Source organism: Paenibacillus sp. DRB1-1 (assembly GCF_052119485.1).
Lineage (GTDB): Bacteria > Bacillota > Bacilli > Paenibacillales > Paenibacillaceae > Paenibacillus > Paenibacillus polymyxa_B.
In genome coordinates this window covers 1795608-1818377 of record NZ_JBODQH010000001.1, presented here as the reverse complement: position 1 = coordinate 1818377, position 22770 = coordinate 1795608, and the positions used below count along the sequence as shown (strand labels likewise).

Below are 22770 nucleotides of genomic sequence, written 5' to 3'. Positions count from 1 at the left end.
AGGAAGTGAAAGGATGCTACAATGAACGTGGTGATGAAAATTGACAAAGAATATATTTTTGCAAATTTATCAGGAGTACTCGGGACGAATCCAGACAGGCGAATTGGCCCCAGGCACGAAAATGCCTTCTGAAAATGAACTGGCCCGAGAGTATAACACTTCTCGCGAAACCGTGCGTAAGGCACTTCACTTGCTTGCCCAAAATGGGTATATCCATAAAATAAAAGCTAAAGGATCTTTTGTTCTGGATATTGGACGGATGGATTTCCCTATAGGGGGATTGGTCAGTTTCAAGGAAATGTCTGAACGGATTGGGCGTACATCACGAACAATTGTACATGAAAATAAGCTAATTCCAGTTCCAGATGACATAGCCAATCATCTTGAGATTGACAAAGACAAGTACTTGGTCTGGAAAGTTATTCGTGCGCGTGAGATTGAAGGTGAATGCGTCATACTGGATAAAGATTACTTTCGATCAGACATTGTACCTGTGCTTACCGAGGAAATTAGTCGTGGGTCCATCTACGAATATTTGGAGGGAGAGCTCCATCTTCAAATCAGTTATGCCAAAAAAGTCGTTTCCGTAGAAACTGTAGACGAAGAAGATCATAGGCTGATGGACCTTCTGAACTACACTCATGTGGTCGTAGTACGTAACTATGTTTATCTGGAGGACACCACCTTGTTCCAGTATACCGAGTCAAGGCATCGGCTGGACAAATTCCAATTTGTCGACTTTGCTAGACGTTCCCACGGTGAAGAGAAAAAAACTGATTTTTTAAGCTAACCTATTAGAGTAGATACAAGAAAGAGCAATCAGTCGGAATAGTCCACAGTTGTGGAGAAACCCTACTTCTTAGGAAGAGGGTTTCTTTTTTACCTTAGGAGAAACTCTGGAGTAGATTATACTCATTCAGAAGATGAGCCTAAATCCGTAATAGATAACTTAATATCGAAGGTTACAGGTATTTTACTGAAATTATAATCCCAATCCTCCTTTACTTTTTTCCACACCTGCGGTTTCTCAATATTTAAACGTTCGCCAAAACTGGCGACATCGACTTTATATTCTGATTGTAATTTGTGCATAAGAGACTTAATCCTTCTAGTCACTTCTTTTTCAAATTCTTTCTCAGCCTCTTTCATGTTTCGTGTCTCAGTCGGGTTCACTTTCTCATCCCAGTTTTCGATTAAACGTCCTTTGGATTCAATTTTTACGTGAAACGAGATATCGTTGCCCTCGGTCACTTTAGCTGTTATTTTGCTTTTTACCGATTTGATCTCATAAGTTATAGCTTCATTCCGCTTGTCATACGTTTTGACAGCTCCGCCCTCAACATCACCTTTAATCCATGCAATGCTCTCTACATCTTGTTGTCCCAAACTACCGATCCAGTGACCGGTGTCTCCTTTAATAACACCAGCACCCGAAAATTCTAATTCTCCATCGGATTCAGAAATGTTTTGCAATATATAGCTTTTTTTGGAGTGCATCAACCCATCCAATTCAGACAAATTGACTCCCCTCATCACCTTGCTGGTTCTGAAATGATTACGAAGCATATACAGAATATGAATGGATGGGACCTCATCCTTATATTTGGTAACTAAGGTATCAGCTGCACGTTCCTTACTTAAGAAAACAAAACAACTCGGACGAATATCATTATCACGAAGCACAAAATCCATCAATTGCTGCATCGTCTGTTGTTCTGCCAATTTGGTGGAAACCACCAGGACCTTTAGATGGTGACCAATAATCGGGCGATCCAGACGGAGGGATAATTGCCGGAAGATTTCAAGTAAAGAATCCCCGGTGGCAGCTATATTAATATAGTTTGGCCCTTGTCCACCGCCTTGTTTTGCCGCGTTTCCAAAAGTCTTTTTGGGGACGATTTGCACAGTGGCAGTAATTTTGTTTTTCTTGAAGTAACGGCTGCCTTCCTTTTCCAGGCCCTTTTCCACTGTGCTGGGCTCACCCTTATCCAGAGCCAGTCCTGTATACATGCTTAGTTCTTCTATTTCTCTGCTGCTCCAGCAACCGGCTTGAGTTACCAGGAGAATGAAGGCAAGCAGCAAAGATAGGATTTGTTGCCTATACATTTTGCTTCATTCCCTTCTTCCTGATCATGAAAACGATGGAGAGAAGTACCGGGACCAGAAAAAATAAAATGATTCCCATGTATCCGATCGCATCGCCTAGGCTAAACACTTCCATCATACGAACAGGAGTCATTGTGGAGATAAAGATAATTGGGATTAAGCCAAAAATCGCATAACGATATTTAAGGCCAAATACCTGTGAGACACCTAAGGATGCATTGAAGAAAAAACTGCAGAAATTACAAAACATTTGCATCATCCAGATTACCAGCAACGGAAACTCAAGACGTTCAAAAAGAAATCCGGAGATTTCAAAGCTGCGCATTAAATTAATGGTGGGCCAGGTACTTGTTATAGTAGAGTCCACCGATAACCCGCCAACTACCATAACTACGGTCAAAAAGTATAATACCCAAGGGATGCTGATTCCCACTACCATGGCCTTTACGGCTTTTTCAGGGTACTGCAAGAAAGCGACCAGTGTCATGATGACTTCACATCCAGTGAAAACAAGGACAGTCGACTTTAGCCCCTTAACTACTGGAAGAATACCGTTACTCAATACAGGACGAAGATGGTCAATTTCAAAGATCCTTAGGCTAAGGACAAAACAGAGGAGTAAAAAGAAGAGACTGATCGGGAGTACAATCTGGTATAACCGCGCAATGGGATTAATACCTCCAAAAACCAGATAACTTCCCACCCAGATGAATGGAATCACAATTGCCCATATGGGTGTCCCTTCAAGCAAAAAATAAATCGTCACTTCAGCTAAAACACGAATTTCAAAGCCAGCGATGATGATAAAGTATATGATTAATAATAGACTTAAAAATCCTCCTGGAATGATACCGACGATTCTCCTGGAGTATTGATACACAGTGTTTCCAGGAAATTGTTGGCTTAATTTTACCATCAACAGGATCACGAATATGATAATACATCCGCCGAGAAGGACAGAAAGCCATGCATCAGGAGACTTTACCGTTTCAGTTACACCTCTCGGCAGTGTCAAAATCCCTGCGCCTAATACTGTATTGGTCAGGAATACTGCCGCCTGTTTGGATGTAATTTTATCATCAGAACGTCTAAACACAATCATTCCTCCTTCCTCCGGGTGCTATGATTTGCGCTTGCTTTGCTGAGTTTTCATCATAACGGGTCTTCGTTTCATCAGAGATATAGGGGCTCGAATGTACACATCCTTCCAGTCGCTTGGGCGCATAGGGGAGAAGGGAGTCACATACGGTACGCCAAAGCTTTTTAATTTGGTCAGATGGATACAAATTAACAGAAAGAACAATATGGTTCCGAACATGCCCAGGATTGCTGCAAATAGCATGCCGACGAAACGCAAAAGACGCAAGGTAATGCCCGCACTATATGTCGGTATCGAAAACGAAGAGATGGCAGTAACTGAAACCACAATCACCAGGAACGGACTAACAATGCCCGCATTGACAGCAGCGTCGCCGATGACTAAGCCTCCCACAATGCCCATGGCAGGACCAATAGGCTTGGGCAATCGTATGCCAGCTTCCCGCAGGATTTCGATAGAGATTTCCAGAATCATAACTTCTATGACAGATGGAAAAGGAACGCCTTGACGGGTCTCGATGATGCTAATAATCAGCTTGGTTGGAATCAAACCGGGATGGAACGATATAAAAGAGATATATAAAGCAGGACCCATAAGCGCTATAAATGCTCCGAAAAATCGCAACACCCGTAAAAGTGTCCCTGGAATCCAGCGCTCATAATAGTCCTCGGGAGATTGGAGTAGCATACTGAAGGTCACCGGAACAATAAGTGCAAAGGGAGTACCATCCAGCAGAATCGCTACTCTTCCTTCCAACAAGGCACTCATGACACGGTCGGGGCGCTCAGTGTTGTGGGCCTGCTGGAACGGACTTAAATAATTGTCTTCAATAAGTTGCTCCACATAACCGGATTCAGCTAAAAAGTCCATGTCTATTTTTGAAATTCTGCTGTTTACCTCTTCGAGGAGATCCGGATTCACAATATCCTTGATATACGCGACAACCAGATCTTTTTTGATTCGGCTTCCCACTTGGAATTTCTTTATCTCCAAACTTTTGTTTAAGCCCTGGCGTCGAAGCATCGAAGTATTTTCACTTAATACCTCCGTAAAACCGATCCTGGGACCCCGAAGTAATGCTTCAGAGGTTGGTTCATTGACCGAGCGAATGGCGCCATTAGGCGAGCCTACCAGCAGTGCTCCCTTCATTCCTTCAATTAATAAGGCAGTATGACCTAAAAGTATAGACTCCTGCAGGTCCTCCATATCAGCAACTTCACTAATTTGCGTAAGCGGCATCAAGCTTTCTTTTATAAAAGAGCTACTTATACTTTCCTGCTGTTCCTGTGGGTCCTGCTGGCCGTCAAACATCAAGACCTCCAATACCTGCTTGCTCATTAGCTTTTCATCCTGCATACCATCTATGAAGACTAACACGGACCGTGCATGATATTTCTTTACTACAAACTCACGAAAATGCACATCACTATTTTCGCCTATAGCCTCTTGGATCGACTTTAAGTCGGAATCATAATTTCCTGTAATTTTGGAGCTTGGTTCATGCTGTTGATCAGCGTGGCCTTCGTTATGTTCGTCGGGAAGCGGACGATCAGAAGAATGTTTGGATTTTGCTCCCTTACTGCCGACAAACGAATAAATTGATGTGTTTATATAAAACATTCCTAAAGGAATAATCAACGCGAGGCCTGCTTGAAAGAGTGTACTCCAGCTTGGAATATAAGAAATTATTTTAGACCACATGATGATCACCTCCATACGATTAATTCATTTTTCCTTAAGATACAAGTTGTTCCTAAAGTATTCCTTATAAAGGTTGTATTTACACATGAAATGGAAAGATTCGTTCGATGAATTGGGCAAGTGATGTATTTAACATTTATGAAATTTTATTTCGGGCTCTTACCTTTATCCCTTGAAACGAAATAGGGAAATCCCTAAATATTCTTAATTTGAACTACATTGTGATTCTAATCACATATAGCTCTATCTGCTGCATTAGAATAGAAGCATAAGCAATATTCATAGGAACGTAGGAGATGTCATCGGATAGGAAGCATTGTCGAATGAATGGAGGAACCGGTATATGATAAACAGTAAACAGAAACTTGTGGTTATAGGGAACGGGATGGCTGGTATCAATACGGTCGAACAAATTTTAAAATTAACGGATAAGTATGAAATTACGGTCCTGGGAAATGAGCCGCATCCGAACTATAACAGGATCATGCTCTCTTATGTATTGGAAGGTAGCAAAACGATTGATGATATCATACTGAACGATTTGCAATGGTACGCGGATCAAGGGATTACTTTATATACAGGAAAAATGGTGAAAAGCATTGACGGTGAGAACAAGAAGATTCACACCGAAGACGGACTGGAAATTGATTACGATGTAGCTTTGGTAGCTACTGGCTCACAATCATTTATTTTGCCTATTCCGGGCAAAGAATTACCGGGTGTCATCGGTTTCCGAGATATCGCCGACTGCTCGGCAATGCTTGAGGCAGCGAAGACCTTTAAAAAGGCAGCTGTCATTGGTGGAGGCCTATTGGGGCTGGAAGCAGCTAAAGGCTTGGTCAACCTGGGGATGGATGTTACGGTCGTTCATTTAATGGAGGATTTGATGGAACGCCAGCTGGACCGGGAAGCCTCTGCGATGCTGAAAGCAGAATTAGAACGCCAGGGAATCAAGTTTGCGATGCAAATGCAAACTGCGGAGGTGTACGGTCAAGATCGGGTACAAGGACTGAGGTTTTCAGACGGAAGCGAGCTGGAAGCGGACTTGGTCGTTATGGCCGTCGGAATCAAGCCTAATATTCAGGTGGCTGTGCAAAGTGGTATGGAAACGAACCGTGGTATTGTAGTCGATGATTTGATGAGAACCTCCGTGCAAGATGTATATGCTGTAGGGGAATGTGTTGAACACCGCGGTACCTGTTACGGCTTGGTAGCTCCGCTGTTTGAACAGGGAAGTGTAATTGCCAAACATTTGGCAGGTGCGGATACTGAAGGTTATATGGGATCGGTGGTTTCCACCAAGCTCAAAATTTCAGGGGTGGATGTTTTCTCTGCTGGTGAATTCATAACCCAGCCTGAACACACGGTGATTGTAGCAAAGGATGAGTGGAAGCGCACATACAAAAAAGTGCTGCTTCGTGAAAATAAGATTGTTGGAACTGTACTGTTTGGTGATGTGAGCGAATCTGCTAGTCTTCAAAAATATGTGCGTCAGCAAACGCAGATGACAGATGAGATATATGGACAGATCACGGGTACTGGATGTAGCAATCACGGGGCGAAAACATTATCCGCTGAAACGATGGCGGATGATGAAATTGTCTGCGGCTGTAACGGTGTGACTAAAAAGGCGATTGTGGATGCAATTAATGATAATGGACTGACCACAGTCGATGAAATTAAGGCATGTACCGGAGCAACGCGTTCCTGTGGAGGGTGCAAGCCGGTCGTTGAGCAAATTCTACAGTATGTTCTTGGAGACAGCTTCAAGACGTCAGCCAAGCAAGGAATATGTGGCTGCACAACATTGAGTCGGGACGAGATTGTGGAAGCGATCAAAACCAAAGGGCTGACAACAACGCGTGAAGTTATGAATGTACTGGGTTGGCATAATGATGAAGGATGCTCCAAATGTCGGCCAGCGCTGAATTATTATCTGGGAATGATTAACCCGGATACCTATGAAAATGAGGGAGATTCCCGTTTTGTAAATGAGCGATTGCACGCGAACATTCAAAAGGATGGAACGTTTACAGTTGTTCCTAGAATGTATGGTGGTGTAACGACCCCAGAAGATTTGAAGAAGATAGCTGATGTTTCTCTTAAATACAACGTTAAGGTTGTTAAAGTAACAGGAGGACAGCGGCTTGATTTGATCGGTGTCCATAAAGAGGATCTGCCTAAAGTATGGGAAGAACTCGATATGCCGTCGGGATATGCCTACGCGAAGTCGCTTCGTACGGTTAAAACCTGTGTTGGATCGCAATTTTGCCGGTTTGGCACACAGGACTCGATGGGAATGGGAGAAGTGTTGGAACGGAAATTCGAACGACTGGATTTCCCGGCAAAATTCAAATTAGCGGTTAATGGATGTCCACGCAACTGTGCGGAATCATGTACCAAAGATATCGGAATCGTAGGTAATGATGGGGGCTGGGAGATCTTTATCGGCGGTAATGGCGGTATTAAAGCGCGGTTGGCTGATTCACTCTGTAAAGTGAAAACCGACGCCGAGTTGATTGATATTGTAGGAAGCGTAATGCAACTCTACCGGGAAACAGGACAATACCTGGAACGTACTTCGGAGTGGGTGGAACGGATCGGTCTGGAGGAGATTCAGAAGGCTGTCGTTCATGATACAGATCATCGACAAGCTTTAGTAGAACGCATCGAATTTGCATTACAACAGGTCGAAGACCCTTGGAAAAAGATCATCAATGATGAGGATTCACGCAAAAATTTATTCGAGGTTGTCACCCCGTCTATTGTGTAATTGTATCTAAAACGCCTAGGAAGGGAGCGATCAAGCAAATGATCAAGAATGCCGAATGGCTTGTTGTCGGTCATAGTAAGGATTTTCCGATCAGAATAGGACGTACCATCCATATCAAAGGTGCTGAAATTGCTGTTTTCCGCACTTCGGAGAATGAGCTTTATGCCGTTGAAAATAGCAGTCCTCATCCCAAAGGAGGTCCTCTTACAGAGGCTATAGTATCTGGTCATTATATCTATGATCCTTTATATGACTGGAAAATTGATCTGCAGACGGGCATCGTTCAAGAGCCTGATCACGGACAAATTAAAACGTTCGCCGTTTGTGAAGAGGGAGAAGAAGTAAAAATATCGTTCGAAACGGTTTAGTTCGTCTGTTGGAATACAAATAAAAAGGGCTCGACAGGAACAATCCTGTTTGGCCCTTTTTTCTTCTTGGATCAGGTAATGGTAACGCCTGCGCTTGCATAACCTACAATAGTGTTTACGAGGGAAAGTCCCGTAGCTGTTGCAGAGAAAACAAGGAGCAGACGAGTCTGTGCGGTTACGGGGATAGCCAAACCAGTAGTAATGCCGCTAGAGGTCGTTCCCAAAGCAACAATGCCATTCAGTGGAGGGGCCAATGTAACGATAGCTTCTGGAACTGCTGTGAAAGTGTTATTAGGTGTTGGGGAACTAAACAGCTGGGCAGTAATTGTCGCAGTTGAACCCACGAGAGTTAATGCAGCTGTTGTACTGAAGTAACCAGCAATAGATGTAATTACGCCATCCCGTGGTACGGAAAAAGCAAAGTTAATCAGAGGTCCTACGAGTGTACCTGTGAGGTCAATGGTATCGCCTACGAGGCTAATACCTGTTGCTGAGCTCCCAAAGCCGATCAAACTTGTGGTTCCTACCAATCCACCAAGAACGGTTGTTAGTATAGCAGGGCCACCTGAAGCAAACGGAATGATGGCTCCCGAACCGGTGGCTCCGGTAATCCCTGTAACACCCGTAACACCTGTGGCTCCAGCAGGTCCGATAGCACCAACCGCGCCCGGCAGCCCATCAACCCCGGTCGGCCCAGTGACCCCAGCAGGTCCGACTGCACCGACCGCGCCTGGCAGTCCATCAGCCCCGGTCGGCCCTGTGGCTCCAGCAGGTCCGACAGCGCCAACTGCACCCGGCAGTCCATCAGCTCCGGTCGGCCCAGTGGCTCCAGCAGGTCCGACAGCGCCAACTGCGCCTGGCAAACCATCAGCCCCGGTCGGCCCAGTGACCCCAGCAGGTCCGATAGCACCAACTGCACCTGGCAAACCATCAGCTCCGGTCGGCCCAGTGACCCCAGCAGGTCCGATAGGGCCAACTGCGCCTGGCAAACCATCAGCCCCGGTTGGCCCTATGGCTCCAGCAGGCCCTATGGCCCCGGCTGGCCCGGCCAATCCATCCGCGCCCGTAGCGCCCGTGGCGCCTGTCACACCCCCGGCAGGTCCCGCAGCACCCGTAGCGCCGACAGGTCCGGCAGGGCCTTCCGGTCCAGCGGCCCCGATAGGCCCGGCAGCGCCAACAGGTCCAGCCGCTCCAATGGGTCCCGCAGGCCCCACGGGCCCGGCAGGGCCAACAGGTCCGGGCGCTCCGATAGGTCCAGCGGCGCCAATAGGTCCGGGAGGCCCTTGTGGCCCTGGTCCACCTGCGGGTCCAGGCGCACCGCCGGGTCCCACAGGTCCAGGAGGTCCTTGTGCACCGGACTCCCCTGACAAGTATGTTTCACCTAATACGTTGCTAACCGTAGTTCCAGCGATTCTGATCGCGCTGATTAAGCTGTCTTTAAGAGCAGGATCAAGGGATTCTTGTAAAACGATGGACAATAGGGCATCCAGCAATTGTTGCAGTGCAGTACCTACGCCGATCGGAGAGAAAGGTGTAGCTTCTAACGCAACAATAGCAAGCTCCAGCGCTGCTAGTAAGTCTGCCTTAACCCCGCCTCTAAGTCTTAAGCTTTTCGCCAGAGACAACAAACGTCTTAAAACCTGTTGCAAGGAAGATACATTAGCCGCAGAGGGGTTTGCGAATACGACGGGGATGATCGCGGTTAATTCATTAATCAGTCTGAGAAGAGCTTCGATACTTTTATTTACTCTTGTTGGTTTAGAGTCTTCGTCTTTTTTTGAAGCACCACTGAACCTGAACGGTTTTTTATGTTTCATGCTCAAATATCTCCTCCTTATCATTCTTCCTACTGTAGAGGTGATAGGTGGTTCATCGCCCCGCTTCGCAGATATTCATAATATATTTACTGAAGCGAAAAGGGTGAATAAACAAGCAAAAATGATTGTTGAAGGCTTGTACATAAAATATACATAAAAAAATACGGCCCCCGAGAAGCTTGGGGGCCGCGTTGTATTTGCTTATACTCATCTGATCTATGAAGCTTGAAAAGTCTTATTTAAGAATACGTACCAGCAGTTCAGCCATCTCACCTCTGCTGATGGCCGCTTTTGGCTTGAGCGTTCCATCTGGATAACCGCTGATCCAACCGGAGGATACTGCATTTTGGAATGCTGCCGAGGCCCATGCTGCAATCTGCTGCTCATCCTTGTAGGATTGCAGTGCAGTAGTGCTGGAAATGGATATCTGATTCTGCATCGCGTGTGACAGGATCACCATCGCCTGTTCACGGGTAAGACTCTCATCAGGTCCGAAAGTTTGAGCGGTTAGCCCTTGAATCCATCCCTGACGGTGAGCAGAATCCACGGCTGATCCAGCCCAGTGTCCCTGCATATCTGTAAATGAGGTAGAAGGGTTCTCATCTCCAGCAGTTCCCAATGCTCTGGTCAGTATGGCTACAAATTCTGCACGGCTTACAGCGCGCTCAGGGCGTATGTTGCCGTCTTTATAGCCTTGTATCCAGCCTTTGTCTGCAAGAGATTGCAGGGACTTCGCTGCCCAATGGCCTTGTACATCCGGCCATACCTGAGCTAGCTTTTGCGAATCTGACGAATTGATTTGGTCATTTTGCACACTGGCATTATCGGTTTGAGGCTTTGCGTCTGTGGCGACGGCAAAGGTACCTAACCCGGTCGTATTGACACTCACACCCGACAAAATCCCTTTTGAATCCATTACAGCAGTCCCTTTTAGAATCTCACGCTCGCCATTCTCATGAATAACAAGAATGGAGAACTGGGGCTCTGCATTGTGTAACTCACCTAAGGATTCGTTATCCAGTGGTAGAATGATCGACGAGGTCCCTGTCACATTAGCTTTGATGTCTGTGACCGGACCCATCAGCGTCAGGCTGGATTGTTGCTCAGCCCAATCACGGATTTGCTGTGCGCGTTGTACATCTACCTGCTGGAATGACAATGTAACGTCCTGCTGGCTTGAGGCCATGCTGGTTAAGGTGTCACTGGATATCATCAGTGTTCCATATCGGGATATTACCGATGCACCAATCTTATCCCATTTATTTAGTAAAGAATGAGAAAGGATAACACGACTCAGTTGCTTCTCCTGCTCCAAACGAATGTCTGCGTATGCCTTGCCTTCACGGAGTGCTTGCTGTATCTGCTCATCTAGGAATGCCGGCGAAGGAACAAAGAGGGAGAACTCTTTCCCTTGTTCGGAAGATCCGATCTGTGGTACGAAAGCAGATACATCCTCATTCTTATCTTTGTTAGATTTGTCTGTGTTCGCAATTACCTTGGCAGGGACGGTGACTTCTATGGCTTGCGTCAAAGCATGAGAACCATCGCTTACCCTTATAACATCCAGCATGATAGTTACAACGGAAGGAGTATCTGCTTGAACAATAGTTCCGTCTGTACGCACGATGTCTGGCTGGCTACTGCTGCTGATGGTCACACGGAAACCATCAGGTACAACAGGCAACCTGAGCAGTGTGTCACTTGTTGTAGGAGCTGTTATGCTTGTGATTGAATCCGCAACGCGCTGCGCGGTTAACCCTTGCGGATACACTAGCCCTGACGGAGCGCTCTTCATACCATTTACGTTCTGCAGCACATAATAGCTGGCTCCTTTAGGAACAGGTGTGAATGTATATCTTCCCTCTCCCGAAGCAATTCCTTCCGCTATAAGCTCCTGCTGGGCATTGTACAGCTCAAGCCGTGCGTTCGGTAAGGCGCCTGTAACGATCACAGAGGCTATATCCTCATTGCCTGCTGCGGCTGTAACGGCACGAGGCAGCACGTTTATATGGCGTTCTGCTGGCTCTGCCGTCCAACCACCGTTGTCGCTATAAGCATAGTTCAATACATATACACCAGGTACATTTGTATCAACATTCCCGCTACCTGTAAGCTCAGGGAGCAGGATATTGCCGTATACACTGTCCAGTACGCTGGCTCCTGGATCAGTGAAGCTGTCGCCGGTTTCCAGAACAATTGGATTACTGCCGTTCAATCGTACGTAAGGTGTATTCGGTAATGCCTTCAGCACTGTGATCGTGAATGTTCTTTGTACAGAAGCTGCACCTTTAGAAATAATGGCAATTAATTGTACATTCACATCACCGTCTGTATATTTAGGCCGATTCACCTGACCGCTGTTGCTGAGAATATCTGGTTGATCCGAAGACCAGTCGATCTGGGTGTCAAATGCTCCTGTATGAGGCAGAGCGATGGAATCCTTAATCCCTTGCGGATAATCTAAATTCAGTGTATTGGCTGCCAAATTTACGGCTTCATCAGCGCTTACGGGCAGTGCAGGCACGAGCAGGCTGAATGTTTTTCGTAGCTCAACCCCGCCTCGTGACACAACTGCTTCCAGCGTGATGGTCTGATCGCCCTGCACATAGCTTGGGAATGTTACATGCCCAGTATGATCCAAGAACTGGGGCTGATTCGATGACCATGACACCTGAACACCATTCAGAGCGTCTTTTGGCAAATATACGTCTCCGGTTACTGTAGTCATTGGCAACTCAAGCGCCCTGTATGCTGCGTCAACGGCTTCTGTATCGCTCATGGGCAGACTGAGTACATGCGCAGTAAAATTCTTTGTTTTCGTTAAGCCTGCAAGTTGCAGGGTAGCCGTTAGGGTAACATCTGTATCTCCACTATTATAAGAGGGTCTGGTGAGTGTTCCATCTGCTGCAATAATTAGTGGTTTGGCTGAGGACCATTCGATCTGCGCTCCACCATAACCGGATAAAGGGAGAGAAATATTTTCTGTTACCGCAGACAAATTGCCAAGCGAGAGGGTGTCTGCTGCTTGATCCAAAGTATCTTGTGCAGTTATCTTCGGTACGGTAACTTCGAAAGTTTGAGTATCCGAGGCGCTTCCCTTCGCAATCGTAGCTGTCAGTTTTACTTTTCGGTCACCCAAATCGTACCGCGGGCGTGTGACTGCTCCCTCGTTCGTAATGACGTCAGGAGTATCCGAACTCCAGCTCACCGTCGTATCATTCAATCCAGCGAGTGGTAGTGTCAGCCTTTGGGATACCGAATCAGCTGTATCACCAGATGCGAAGCCTAAAGCAAGAGCGGCTTTTGCCTGTGCAACTCTCTCGGCATCGGTAAGTATGTTCACTTTAACCTCTGAGGGAGTGCTCTCTCCCTTAGCATTTACAGCCTGAACCGTGTAAAGGGCTTCACCTGGCGGCAATGCTGAAGTGTCTATGAATTGGGTTAAGTTACCTGTATAGAGGGTTACACTATCTCGTATGACTTTGTATGAAGTTGCATAAGGAACAGCATCCCAGCTTAACTCCACCGTATTTCCATTTTTGGTTCCTGTAAAATGACCCGGAGCCTGCGGAACGGGTAATCTCTCCCCATAAGCTGCGAATTCCATGATGGAAGCCCACTGATTGTTTCTTGCATTTCCTTGATCAATATATACTCGCAAGTATCGTGTAGTTACAGGAGTAATGCTCTTTTCAACATTAGAGCTCCCATTATTCTGGACGGTATCAACAGTCACCCAATTACTTCCATTGCTGCTTGTTTGCAATCGGAAACTGTATGGATCACGTTGATCCTGCCACCCGTTATGGACTCCCATACCTGTAACAACATATCGATCTACGATATACCAATCTCTCAAGTCTACCTGGATCCATTTCTCACCGTCGCTGGCTTGATACCAGCGGCTTGTCGGTTCATAGGAACCGTCAACTGCTCTGCTGGGATCATAGGGCTGGGTGTAACCGCTTGAGCTTGCAGGCTTGTTCAGAACCACATTTTCCCAACTGGCTGCATGTGCCTCATTCGTTCCTATGAGCAGGAACGCACCGCCGATGAATGGCAGCAATGGAACCAGCAAGCGATACGGTTTCAAATTGTTGCGTGTGAAGTTATTACCTTCGAGCACGCCATCACCTCTTCTTCATTAATTAGCCCACCGATGAACGCATTCATTAAGGGCGGGATGGGTAGTTCCCTTCGGTTGCGATGTAGTAGTTTACATTTGGCAACGGGGAAGCCCCGCGCAAGTCAGGCAATGCAAATGTGTTCATTCCATCGCCGCCAAAATTAGTGCCCAGCAGACTGAACAGTGCTGTATTTTGCGAAATAGATAAGAGCTGACCCTCGCATTTTAGCCATCCCTTAGGAGCGAACATGTACGGGTACACCGTAATTTCCCCAATATAAGGCTCATAACCTGCATGTGCCTGTTTGGGACTGATCGCCGTTCCCCCTAACAAAATGACCGCTAACAAACTCAACACAGCGGCTTTCTTCCAAAAATGATTCTTCATACCTACAACTCCTTTTTAGATTCGAATAATGGCCCACGAATTCAACAAATTTGTGACATTAGTCATAGAATGAATAGATATTATCATGGAATTCCACTTTTGGCACTACAGTTCATCTATCAAATTCACCTTTTTATTCCTTTTGTGAGCAAAGAAATTTATTCCATCTGGTCCATCTTTCATGCATCTTTTTTCTAATCCAGGTAAATCTATATACAAATCCTATGGAAGTGAGGGAGGAAAGAACGTGTGGCAGGTCATCGGAACTCATATACCCAAATGGAATGTGTGGATAGAAGCCTTCTCTTTGTTCATCATACCTTTGATTATTTTTATGACAGTACGACAACTTAAAGCGCTGGATGGTCGAGAGAGCAGACGTATGGAACGATTAAAGCTTTTAGAAGAAGAAGACCGTTCGCAGCAAGCAGATCGTAATCCGTCTGTCAGTGAGGCTGAGAAGGAAAAGGGAACTTTCACCGAAGATTATGAAGCGAATGTAGAAAAAGTCAGACAAGCCGTCTCGGATATGTCGGATGTAAACGAACGATCTATTTTTCTGGGAAAACTGAACGCTGTAGGTACACTTTTTTTTGTGGACGGATTAACAGACAAGGTTGGCATGGATCAGAACATTTTAAAGCCACTGATGGATTGGGGCAGCTCCGGACAAGGCGGGGAGGATCTCCCGAGAGGAAAAGAGCTTCGGGATATGTTTATTCGTCAGGTCATGCTGGTATCGGAGACAGAGTATACGTTAGAGGTACAGTTCTCCTTGCAAAAGGTGCTGTTCGGTTCAGTCATACTCATGATTCAGGGCATACCGGGTGCTTTTGTGCTGGGTACACCCAGAGGGAATACACGAGGGGTGGAAGATCCTATATCGGAATCGGTGCTGCGAGGACCGCGAGTGGGTTTTACCGAGACCCTCAGCGATAATACAGCGATGCTGCGCAGGCATGGAGAAAGTACGGAACTGGCCATGTCGTCCTTCAAAGTCGGCAAAAGAGTGGAGAAGCAGTTGATGGTGGTGTATTTCAGAGACATTGCTGACCCGGAGCTTGTGGATGAGGTAAAGCGGCGGGTCAAAACCATCGATATGGATGAGGTATTGGAGTCGGGCTATGTGGAGCAACTTATTGAGGATAATTTTCTTAGCCCCTTTCTGCAAATTCAAAATACGGAGAGACCGGATCGGGTCATGGCTGCATTGCTGGAGGGACGTGTGGCGATTCTGCTGGACGGTACCCCTTTTGCGCTTCTTATGCCTGTAACTTACGGGATGATGCTCCAGTCTCCCGAAGATTATTATGAACGATGGATACCGGGGTCGCTTATTCGATTCCTTCGTTTTATGGCAACCTTCATATCGCTGTTTGCCCCGGCGCTCTATATCTCCTTTATCTCGTTTCATCCCGGATTGATTCCAACCAAGCTGGTCATTTCCATTATCAGTGCGAGACAGGGGGTTCCGTTTTCGACGCTGGTTGAGGCCCTGATTATGGAAATTTCTATCGAAATTTTACGTGAGGCGGGACTTCGGCTCCCCAAACCCATTGGACCAGCGATGGGCATCGTCGGCGGTTTGATTATTGGACAGGCTGCCGTAAACGCTGGGATTGTAAGCCCGATTCTCGTTATTGTGGTGGCCGTTACGGCGATTTCTTCCTTTTCCGCCCCTGTATACAGCGCTGGGATTTCCATGCGTGTCATGCGCTTTGGAGCCATGTTCACGGCGGCCACCTTCGGGTTGTATGGCGTAATCATGTTTTTCCTGATGCTGAGTATTCATATGGTTAAATTACACAGCTTCGGCGTGCCGTTCCTTAGTCTGACCACCCCCCGTTCGTTGAAGGATTGGAAAGATTACTTCATACGAGCACCGTTGCAATTTATGAAAAATAGACCCATTCTATTGAAGCATAAAGACCCTAAGCGACAAGGATGAGCTCAACACAGGAGGGAGCAAGATGGCCCGTGGAAAAAAAGCGGATAAGATTACAACGTTACAGACAACGGCAATTGTGGTTTGCTTTATGCTGGCTGCCGGGTTGCTTACCCTTCCCAGAGTAGCAACTGAAGTTGCAAAAACACCGGACGCGTGGATATCTGTCATTTTAGCAGGGGCGGCCACTTTCCTGTTTGGATGGATTATGATCAAACTAAGTTCACGGTTTCCAGAAACCACCTTTTACCAGTATGTTCAGCGGATAACAGGCAAATTCATTGGCAAAGGGATTGGCATGCTGATTGTTATTTATTTTGTTTGTATAGCCGCATTTGAAATCCGATCTGTGGAGGAAGTAACGTCGTTCTTTCTGCTTGAAGGCACTCCGGCGTGGGCGATTTCAGCACCTTTTATGTGGCTCTCTCTGTACCTATGCATGGGGGGAGTGGGCGCATTGGGGAAAATATGTCAACTGGTATTTCCGGTTACGGCGGCTATCTTTCTGTTGATATGCTTGCTGAGTTTAAATATTTTTGAATTGAATAATTTGCGTCCCGTCTTGTCGGAGGGGGCAATGCCAGTGCTCAGAACGCTCAAGACTACAATCCTGACATTAACGGGGACAGAGTCCCTGCTTTTTATTTATTGTCGGATGGAAAAACCGGAGAAAGCAACCAAGGCGATCGGACTGGCGATTGGGATCGCGGTCGCTTTTTATACAGCTACGCTGATCCTGTGCATTGGCGCTTTTTCAATAGAAGGGCTCTTAAGCAGAACCTGGCCATTTTTAGATTTGGCCCGCAGCTTTGAAGTGGAATATTTGTTGTTAGAACGGTTCGAGTCCTTATTGTTGACCATTTGGATCATGCAGATTTTTGCCACATTCAGTATTGCTTTTTATTGCGCTTCGCTCGGAGTTTCTCAAATTTTGAATAGCTCTTATTCCAAGATGCTGTTCATTTTGCTTCCGTTCATCTACCTCTTGTCCCAAATTCCGAAAAACCTGAATGAGCTATTTTCTTTTGGAACGGTCATTGGGAATGTAGCGTTCGCTTTATTCGCGCTGCTTCCACTGCCACTATTGCTTATTTCATACTGGAGGGGGGCACGCTCATGAATCGTTTTCGAGGATTACTCGGATTGATGGCTCTCCTGATGTGCTGTACACTTTCAGGTTGCTGGAGCAGCTCCCCAGTGGAGGATCTAAATCTGGAGACAGGTATTGCTTTGGATATTGCAGAAGAATCCTCGCAAGAAAAACAAATTAATCAGGAAGGGGGAGATTATCCAAAAAAGGAGTTAATTACAGGAACCTTTCAATTTGTTATTCCAGAGGAAAGCGGAGGCTCCAACAGCTCCTCTCCACAAGCCAAAAAATTTTTTAATATTACGGAAACAGGAGATTCTGTTTTTGAAATGATAAGAGAAATTTCTTTGCGGACCAATCGTCCGCCCATTGGGCAACATTTGAAAACCATTATTATCAGCTCCAGTCTGCTTCGCAAGATTCCGTTGTATGAGCTACTGGACTTTTTTTAGGGGATAATGACATTCGGCCCAGCGTACAGCTGCTGATTAGTACAGAAAAGGCGGGGCATGCGCTTCAAGAGAAAATTCCTGGTCAGATTCCTGCCTATATTTTAAAGGATATTTTCCAAAACCGGAAACGAAACGCACGGTTGATAAAACCCATGGCCTTGGTTAAAGTGATCGGACCCATGAAGGGCGAAAGAAGCTTTATATTACCCAATGTCATTACGGCAGAGAATCAAATCAAGCTCGCAGGTGCGGGCATCATTAAGGGAAAGACGCAAACCTATGCTGGATTTCTGAATGAGTCAGAGGTTGAGGGTCTTATGTGGATCAAAGGCGATCTGAAGGGAGGTGTGCTGAAAAGCAGCGATCCGAAGACCGGTAAAAACATAGCATTTGAGATCAAAGCAGTGAAAAGCAAGATCAAGGCCATCGTTCAGGGGGATGACATTTTCTTTCAGGTAAAAATGACCTCAGAGGGACGTGTCTCGGAGGTGCATATAAAGAATGAAAATTTGCGTAACAACAATGTGCTTGGACAAGAAGAGAGTCTCTTTCAGGAGAAAGTGAATACATTAGCTGAACAAACCTTAGCTAAAATGCAAAAGCTGCAGGTTGATGTCGGAGGTTTCGGAGAAGCCTTGAGGATTCAGCATCCTAAAGTTTGGCGTAAGGTCAAAAAGGATTGGGATACCACTTTTAGTACCATTCCTGTACGGTTTAGTACAGATATCCATATTGAAGATTACGGCTCTTCGATTACGACGGCAGACTGAAAAATTTTGTTTGCATCTGTTATAGACAAACCTTCAATGCCACGAATCCAAGTGGAATTGAAGGTTTTTTTGAGCCTATTCAAACAGGGACAGTGTTTCTTTCAGCCACGTAATATAGCTTTCTTCCCGATTAATGGCACGGCTCAGTACCAGATAATGCCCAAATTGATTAGAACCGGGGGCTTGAAGGTTTTCGTCCAGCTGTTGGAGGGATTTTTTACTTTCGTACAGATACTCTAGCTTCTCTTTACGTTTGGTTATCTGATCCTCGAACAATCGTTTGTTCTCTTCCTTGGGGATGGCTGCTGAGAAATACAGCATGAGCATAAACTCATCCTTTTCCGTTTCCGGTAACTCTTTGGGGCTCAACAGCCATTCGGTCAGCTCTTGGGTTCCTTTGGGGGTAATGCAGTACAGCTTCTTTTCCAGCTTGGCTCCTGTAATAGACGTGCGATATTCTATAAGGCCCTCTTCGGTCAGCCTTTTTAACTCAGGATAAATCTGACTGTGCTTGGCGCTCCAAAATTGTCCGATTTCCTGCTTGAATTGATTCGTAATATCGTAGCCGCTCATTTCCTCTTTGTGAACCAGACCCAAAATGGCGTATTTTAATGTGCGTTTCAACGTAGCTCTCCTTGTCAAACGTAATTTGACACTAGTATACCATAGTGCTACAATTTATATGTATTTAACAACATGTTTAATATTACATGTTTTTAATTGAATATTTATGATTTTTGGTCTCCTATTCAATTCATAAAAACTAATAATTTAGGAAAGAAGGATGCAAGATGGACAAGTTTATCGGCAGCCACATGATCTACACTTATGAGAATGGTTGGGAGTACGAAATATATATTAAAAATGAAGATACGATCGATTATCGCATTCATAGTGGTATGGTAGGCGGCCGCTGGGTACGTGATCAGAAGGTCAATCTGGTGAAACTGGTGGAAAATGTGTATAAAGTATCGTGGACCGAACCGACAGGCACTGACGTGTCTCTGAACTTTATGCCTGAGGAAAAACGTATGCACGGCATTATTTTCTTCCCTAAATGGGTTCATGAGCATCCGGAAATCACTGTGCGCTATCAAAACGATTTTATTCCGCTGATGGAGGAATCGCGCGAAAAGTATGAAACATATCCGAAGTATGTGGTTCCTGAATTTGCAGATATTACATTCATCGAAAATGCGGGTGTGAACAACGAACAATTAATTTCCCAAGCACCTTACGCAGGAATGACAGACGATATTCGTGCAGGTAAACTGCAAGTGTAATTAACTCTGTGCTAAAAGTGTAAAGGCCTGGCCTGTGATAAACAGTCCCAGGCTTTTTTACGTGAACTGGAAAGTAGATTGCTAGTGGAGTGGTGGACGATATTTAGAATGAATAGTAGACCAGGCCATGCTCGATAAGATATGAACGACTAATCCGAGGAGGGAGTATGGTCGCTGATGGGGAGAGAATGTGCAGGTTCGCATGGGTAGTCAGATCGGATAAGGCAGATAGAGCTAGCTCTGTTTTATCAGACCCCCAGTGATCAGCATGATGCTGAATATATTGCTCAGCCTCGGTTAAGGACAGACCCTTGAGCGAGGTAAACACGGAAGCCCAGCGGACAAGGTCAAAGGCACCTTTAATTTCAGGTAGCTCATATTCCGCCAGACCTTGAGCGCCGTTACACGACATAGTAAGCAAGCCACAGCAATGGTGTTGATAGGGTTTAGAGTCAGGAAATTGACGATAGTCATATTGAATCATTTCCATGGAACCAATGCGTAATTGGATCGCTTGGGACGTTGTGGGCTGGGCAAGCGTCATACTCATGCTAGAACGGCCTCCTTCTCGGATTCACTGTAAATAGGGATGGAAGAATCATACGTCACAGCGGATGTAATGTAAATCACGAATACAAGTGTAAAATGAGGATATGTAGCGAAAAACGAGCTTTAATGCCAATGGAATCGGATACTTGCATCCATTTCTTTTATTATCTTGGGGAACGTCTTTATATCACAAAAAAACAACCCCAGATCTCCCCAGGGTCGTCTCTACTAAAAATATAGTTCAGCATTTCGTAAAATGCTTGTTTTGTTGGTCACACGGGTGTGACGTCCTGAATCGCTTCTTCTTCTTTCCAAATCACGTTCTCGCGATAGTTTGATCCCCAATCGTACATTGCTCTCAGTACCGGAATCAGGCTTTCGCCATGCTCTGTCAGTGAATATTCCACATGCGGAGGGACGACAGGATAGACTTTACGCAGAATGAGTTTATCTTCCTCTAACTCGCGCAATTGGTTGGTCAGCATTTTTTGCGTAATATGGGGGATTAGCTTCTTCAATTCACCAAACCGCTTGGTGCCTTCCATACCGAGATGCCACAAAATAATCAGCTTCCATTTTCCACCGATGACCGCGAGAGTCAATTCCTTATCACAGTTAATCAGCTTCAAATCAATCCGGTCTTTTACAGTAGTGATATTCATCGACCTCCTGTCCGTAGTTATTCCAAGTATACTATTTATAGCTACTATACGCAAAAGGATATACATCCATTTTGGAAACTATACATATGCTTGGGCACTTATAGACCGGACAGGGATACCTAATGATGTGTGTAAGACTGGAAGAGTCCAGAAATCTGTGGCGTTAAGAAGGAATCACGATAGTATTAAAGGATTCCGGCTCCAGCTCCAAGCGGTGTGTTGTTTCACCGAGAGACAGATTCAGCACACGCGATTCCTTGAACGGATTGGCGATGACTACCACCCTTTGTCCGTCTGTATTTTGAAAAGCAACTGCATTTCCAGTCCATGAGCCACGAAGTCCGATGCGTCGGGCACCTGGTAATACAAAATGAGAAAAATGCTTCATGACATAATACTCTGGATTCAGGACAGGTTTTCGATCCGCTGGATCAACCGTAATCATCGAATTTTGCTCCCAGCCCCATGTGCTCTTACCTTTCGGTTCCAAAGCCATATTCCAGTAAATATAAGCATTCACGCCATTGGTGAAGTAGTGCTGGTACAGATTATATACATATTTGGCGTAGTCCCATGAGTTTTCTCCGTTACCGCATTCATTTTCTGTTTGCATGTAACGAAGCTCAGGATAGCTGGCAACGGTGCGCTGAATGGCATTTTTGCCTGCCCACTGGTAGCCTACACCTTTAATATATTTGTAGGCCTCGGGGTCACTCAACACGGTATGGGCATACTCATCGAATCCGGTCGAAGTTTTTTTCATTAATTCCTCCCACGGATCGGGAGCGTTAATGGTGCCCAGCCAAATTTCCGTATCCAGTCCGTGTTCCTCAAAAGCAGGGCCCAAATAATCACGAATAAATTCACGCAGTTGCTCTCCGGTCCATACACAGGAAGGGAACTTCTGATCGGCAATGACTTCATTTTGAACATGAATCTGATGAATTGTAATACCTGCCTCGCGATAAGCCTGAACAAATTTGACAAAATACAATGCATACGCTTTCAAAATATCCTTTTCCCAGCGCAAAGTGCCATAATTGTAGGCTTTCGGTGATTTCATCCATGTTGGCGGGCTCCAGGGTGAAGCGAACAACTTCAAGTCTGGATTGAGTTGTAACGCTTCCCGAATAAAAGGAATGAGATATTGCTGATCACGCTCAATGGAAAAATGCTTCATCTCCACGTCGCCGTCTGTTTCATTGTGGCTGTACCACTCCAGCGCGTAGTCACTCGCTCCAATAGGAAGTCGGCATATTGCAAATTTGTGCTCGCCCTCTGGATGAAAGAGAGAATGAAGCACCCGATCTCGTTCGTCCTTTTCCAAATGGTTCAGGGCCACATAACCCAATTCATTAAAACAGCCACCAAAGCCTTCGACAAGCTGATGAGTTTCTCTCGTAAAGGTTAGGTTGGCACTCTCTTGGGTATTGGTCAATTGATGAGCTTGGGAATGCCAAGCTTTAGCTTTGGAAGTGGAAAACCACTGAATGGTTTGATTACTCATGCGTTACCCTCCTGTTCAAGCTTTTTGTATCTCTTCTTATTATAGGGTAGGATCATAGGAGATGAGATGGTCTGAGCCACGACAAATTTGCCCTAATCCAAGGTTGAATTTGCGGATGAGAACTTCTGCCGATA

At 45.6% G+C, this 22770-nt stretch carries 18 protein-coding genes; 8 read left to right on the top strand and 10 right to left on the bottom strand.

What is annotated here, in order from left to right; all coding sequences use genetic code 11:
• Window positions 1–40: 40 nt before the first annotated feature.
• Entirely contained in the window at window positions 41–790 is a 750-nt protein-coding gene (gene treR, locus ACQW03_RS08000) for a trehalose operon repressor (RefSeq protein WP_076293158.1), read from the top strand.
• 122 nt (window positions 791–912) lie between these two features.
• Here treR and ACQW03_RS07995 read toward each other — a convergent pair whose 3' ends face one another.
• Genes ACQW03_RS07995 through ACQW03_RS07985 form a run of 3 tightly spaced genes read right to left on the bottom strand, consistent with a single transcriptional unit; the run spans window position 913 to window position 4906 of the window.
• Window positions 913–2106, bottom strand: coding sequence for a Ger(x)C family spore germination protein (locus ACQW03_RS07995; RefSeq protein WP_441949145.1), 1194 nt, complete (start codon window positions 2104–2106; stop codon window positions 913–915).
• Window positions 2099–3202, bottom strand: coding sequence for a GerAB/ArcD/ProY family transporter (locus ACQW03_RS07990; protein WP_441949143.1), 1104 nt, complete (start codon window positions 3200–3202; stop codon window positions 2099–2101). The genes ACQW03_RS07995 and ACQW03_RS07990 overlap by 8 nt, the downstream gene beginning before the upstream one ends.
• Before the next feature lie 24 nt (window positions 3203–3226).
• Window positions 3227–4906 (bottom strand): spore germination protein, encoded by a 1680-nt coding sequence (locus tag ACQW03_RS07985; protein ID WP_441949141.1) that lies wholly within the window; start codon window positions 4904–4906, stop codon window positions 3227–3229.
• A gap of 343 nt (window positions 4907–5249) precedes the next feature.
• Here ACQW03_RS07985 and nirB point away from each other — a divergent pair, with 343 nt between their 5' ends.
• Window positions 5250–7679, top strand: coding sequence for a nitrite reductase large subunit NirB (nirB, locus tag ACQW03_RS07980; RefSeq protein WP_441949139.1), 2430 nt, complete (start codon window positions 5250–5252; stop codon window positions 7677–7679).
• Window positions 7680–7717: 38 nt separating this feature from the next.
• Window positions 7718–8047: a nitrite reductase small subunit NirD gene (gene nirD / locus ACQW03_RS07975; RefSeq protein WP_071639455.1), complete on the top strand. Its 330-nt coding sequence runs from the start codon at window positions 7718–7720 to the stop codon at window positions 8045–8047.
• A 71-nt stretch (window positions 8048–8118) separates the two neighbouring features.
• Here nirD and ACQW03_RS07970 read toward each other — a convergent pair whose 3' ends face one another.
• From ACQW03_RS07970 to ACQW03_RS07960, 3 genes are all read right to left on the bottom strand, one after another.
• Window positions 8119–9864 carry an exosporium glycoprotein BclB-related protein gene (locus ACQW03_RS07970; protein ID WP_441949136.1) on the bottom strand — a complete coding sequence of 582 codons (1746 nt, stop codon included), beginning with the start codon at window positions 9862–9864 and terminating at the stop codon, window positions 8119–8121.
• A 235-nt stretch (window positions 9865–10099) separates the two neighbouring features.
• Window positions 10100–13990: an immunoglobulin-like domain-containing protein gene (locus tag ACQW03_RS07965; RefSeq protein ID WP_441949134.1), complete on the bottom strand. Its 3891-nt coding sequence runs from the start codon at window positions 13988–13990 to the stop codon at window positions 10100–10102.
• Between the two features lie 46 nt (window positions 13991–14036).
• Entirely contained in the window at window positions 14037–14378 is a 342-nt protein-coding gene (locus ACQW03_RS07960; RefSeq protein ID WP_071639458.1) for a phage tail protein, read from the bottom strand.
• Between the two features lie 247 nt (window positions 14379–14625).
• Between ACQW03_RS07960 and ACQW03_RS07955 the strand changes: the two genes are divergently transcribed.
• Genes ACQW03_RS07955 through ACQW03_RS07940 form a run of 4 tightly spaced genes read left to right on the top strand, consistent with a single transcriptional unit; the run spans window position 14626 to window position 18635 of the window.
• Complete coding sequence (locus tag ACQW03_RS07955) at window positions 14626–16326, top strand: spore germination protein (RefSeq protein ID WP_441949132.1); 1701 nt, start codon at window positions 14626–14628, stop codon at window positions 16324–16326.
• A gap of 22 nt (window positions 16327–16348) precedes the next feature.
• On the top strand, window positions 16349–17443 hold the full coding sequence (locus ACQW03_RS07950) for a GerAB/ArcD/ProY family transporter (protein WP_441949130.1): 1095 nt from the start codon (window positions 16349–16351) through the stop codon (window positions 17441–17443).
• Window positions 17440–17865 (top strand): Ger(x)C family spore germination protein, encoded by a 426-nt coding sequence (locus ACQW03_RS07945; RefSeq protein ID WP_441949128.1) that lies wholly within the window; start codon window positions 17440–17442, stop codon window positions 17863–17865. The genes ACQW03_RS07950 and ACQW03_RS07945 overlap by 4 nt, the downstream gene beginning before the upstream one ends.
• Before the next feature lie 11 nt (window positions 17866–17876).
• Window positions 17877–18635 (top strand): Ger(x)C family spore germination protein, encoded by a 759-nt coding sequence (locus ACQW03_RS07940; protein WP_441952339.1) that lies wholly within the window; start codon window positions 17877–17879, stop codon window positions 18633–18635.
• Between the two features lie 75 nt (window positions 18636–18710).
• Here ACQW03_RS07940 and ACQW03_RS07935 read toward each other — a convergent pair whose 3' ends face one another.
• Window positions 18711–19259 (bottom strand): PadR family transcriptional regulator, encoded by a 549-nt coding sequence (locus ACQW03_RS07935; protein ID WP_441949126.1) that lies wholly within the window; start codon window positions 19257–19259, stop codon window positions 18711–18713.
• Window positions 19260–19426: 167 nt separating this feature from the next.
• Between ACQW03_RS07935 and ACQW03_RS07930 the strand changes: the two genes are divergently transcribed.
• A complete protein-coding gene (locus tag ACQW03_RS07930; RefSeq protein WP_013308656.1) occupies window positions 19427–19918 on the top strand; it encodes a phenolic acid decarboxylase in 492 nt (163 codons plus the stop codon).
• 103 nt (window positions 19919–20021) lie between these two features.
• Here ACQW03_RS07930 and ACQW03_RS07925 read toward each other — a convergent pair whose 3' ends face one another.
• From ACQW03_RS07925 to ACQW03_RS07915, 3 genes are all read right to left on the bottom strand, one after another.
• Window positions 20022–20468, bottom strand: a complete 447-nt coding sequence (locus ACQW03_RS07925; RefSeq protein WP_441949124.1) for a hypothetical protein — start codon at window positions 20466–20468, stop codon at window positions 20022–20024.
• A gap of 271 nt (window positions 20469–20739) precedes the next feature.
• Window positions 20740–21129: a winged helix-turn-helix transcriptional regulator gene (locus ACQW03_RS07920; RefSeq protein WP_023986908.1), complete on the bottom strand. Its 390-nt coding sequence runs from the start codon at window positions 21127–21129 to the stop codon at window positions 20740–20742.
• Window positions 21130–21292: 163 nt separating this feature from the next.
• Window positions 21293–22636 (bottom strand): glycoside hydrolase family 30 protein, encoded by a 1344-nt coding sequence (locus ACQW03_RS07915; RefSeq protein WP_441949122.1) that lies wholly within the window; start codon window positions 22634–22636, stop codon window positions 21293–21295.
• Window positions 22637–22770 lie beyond the last annotated feature (134 nt).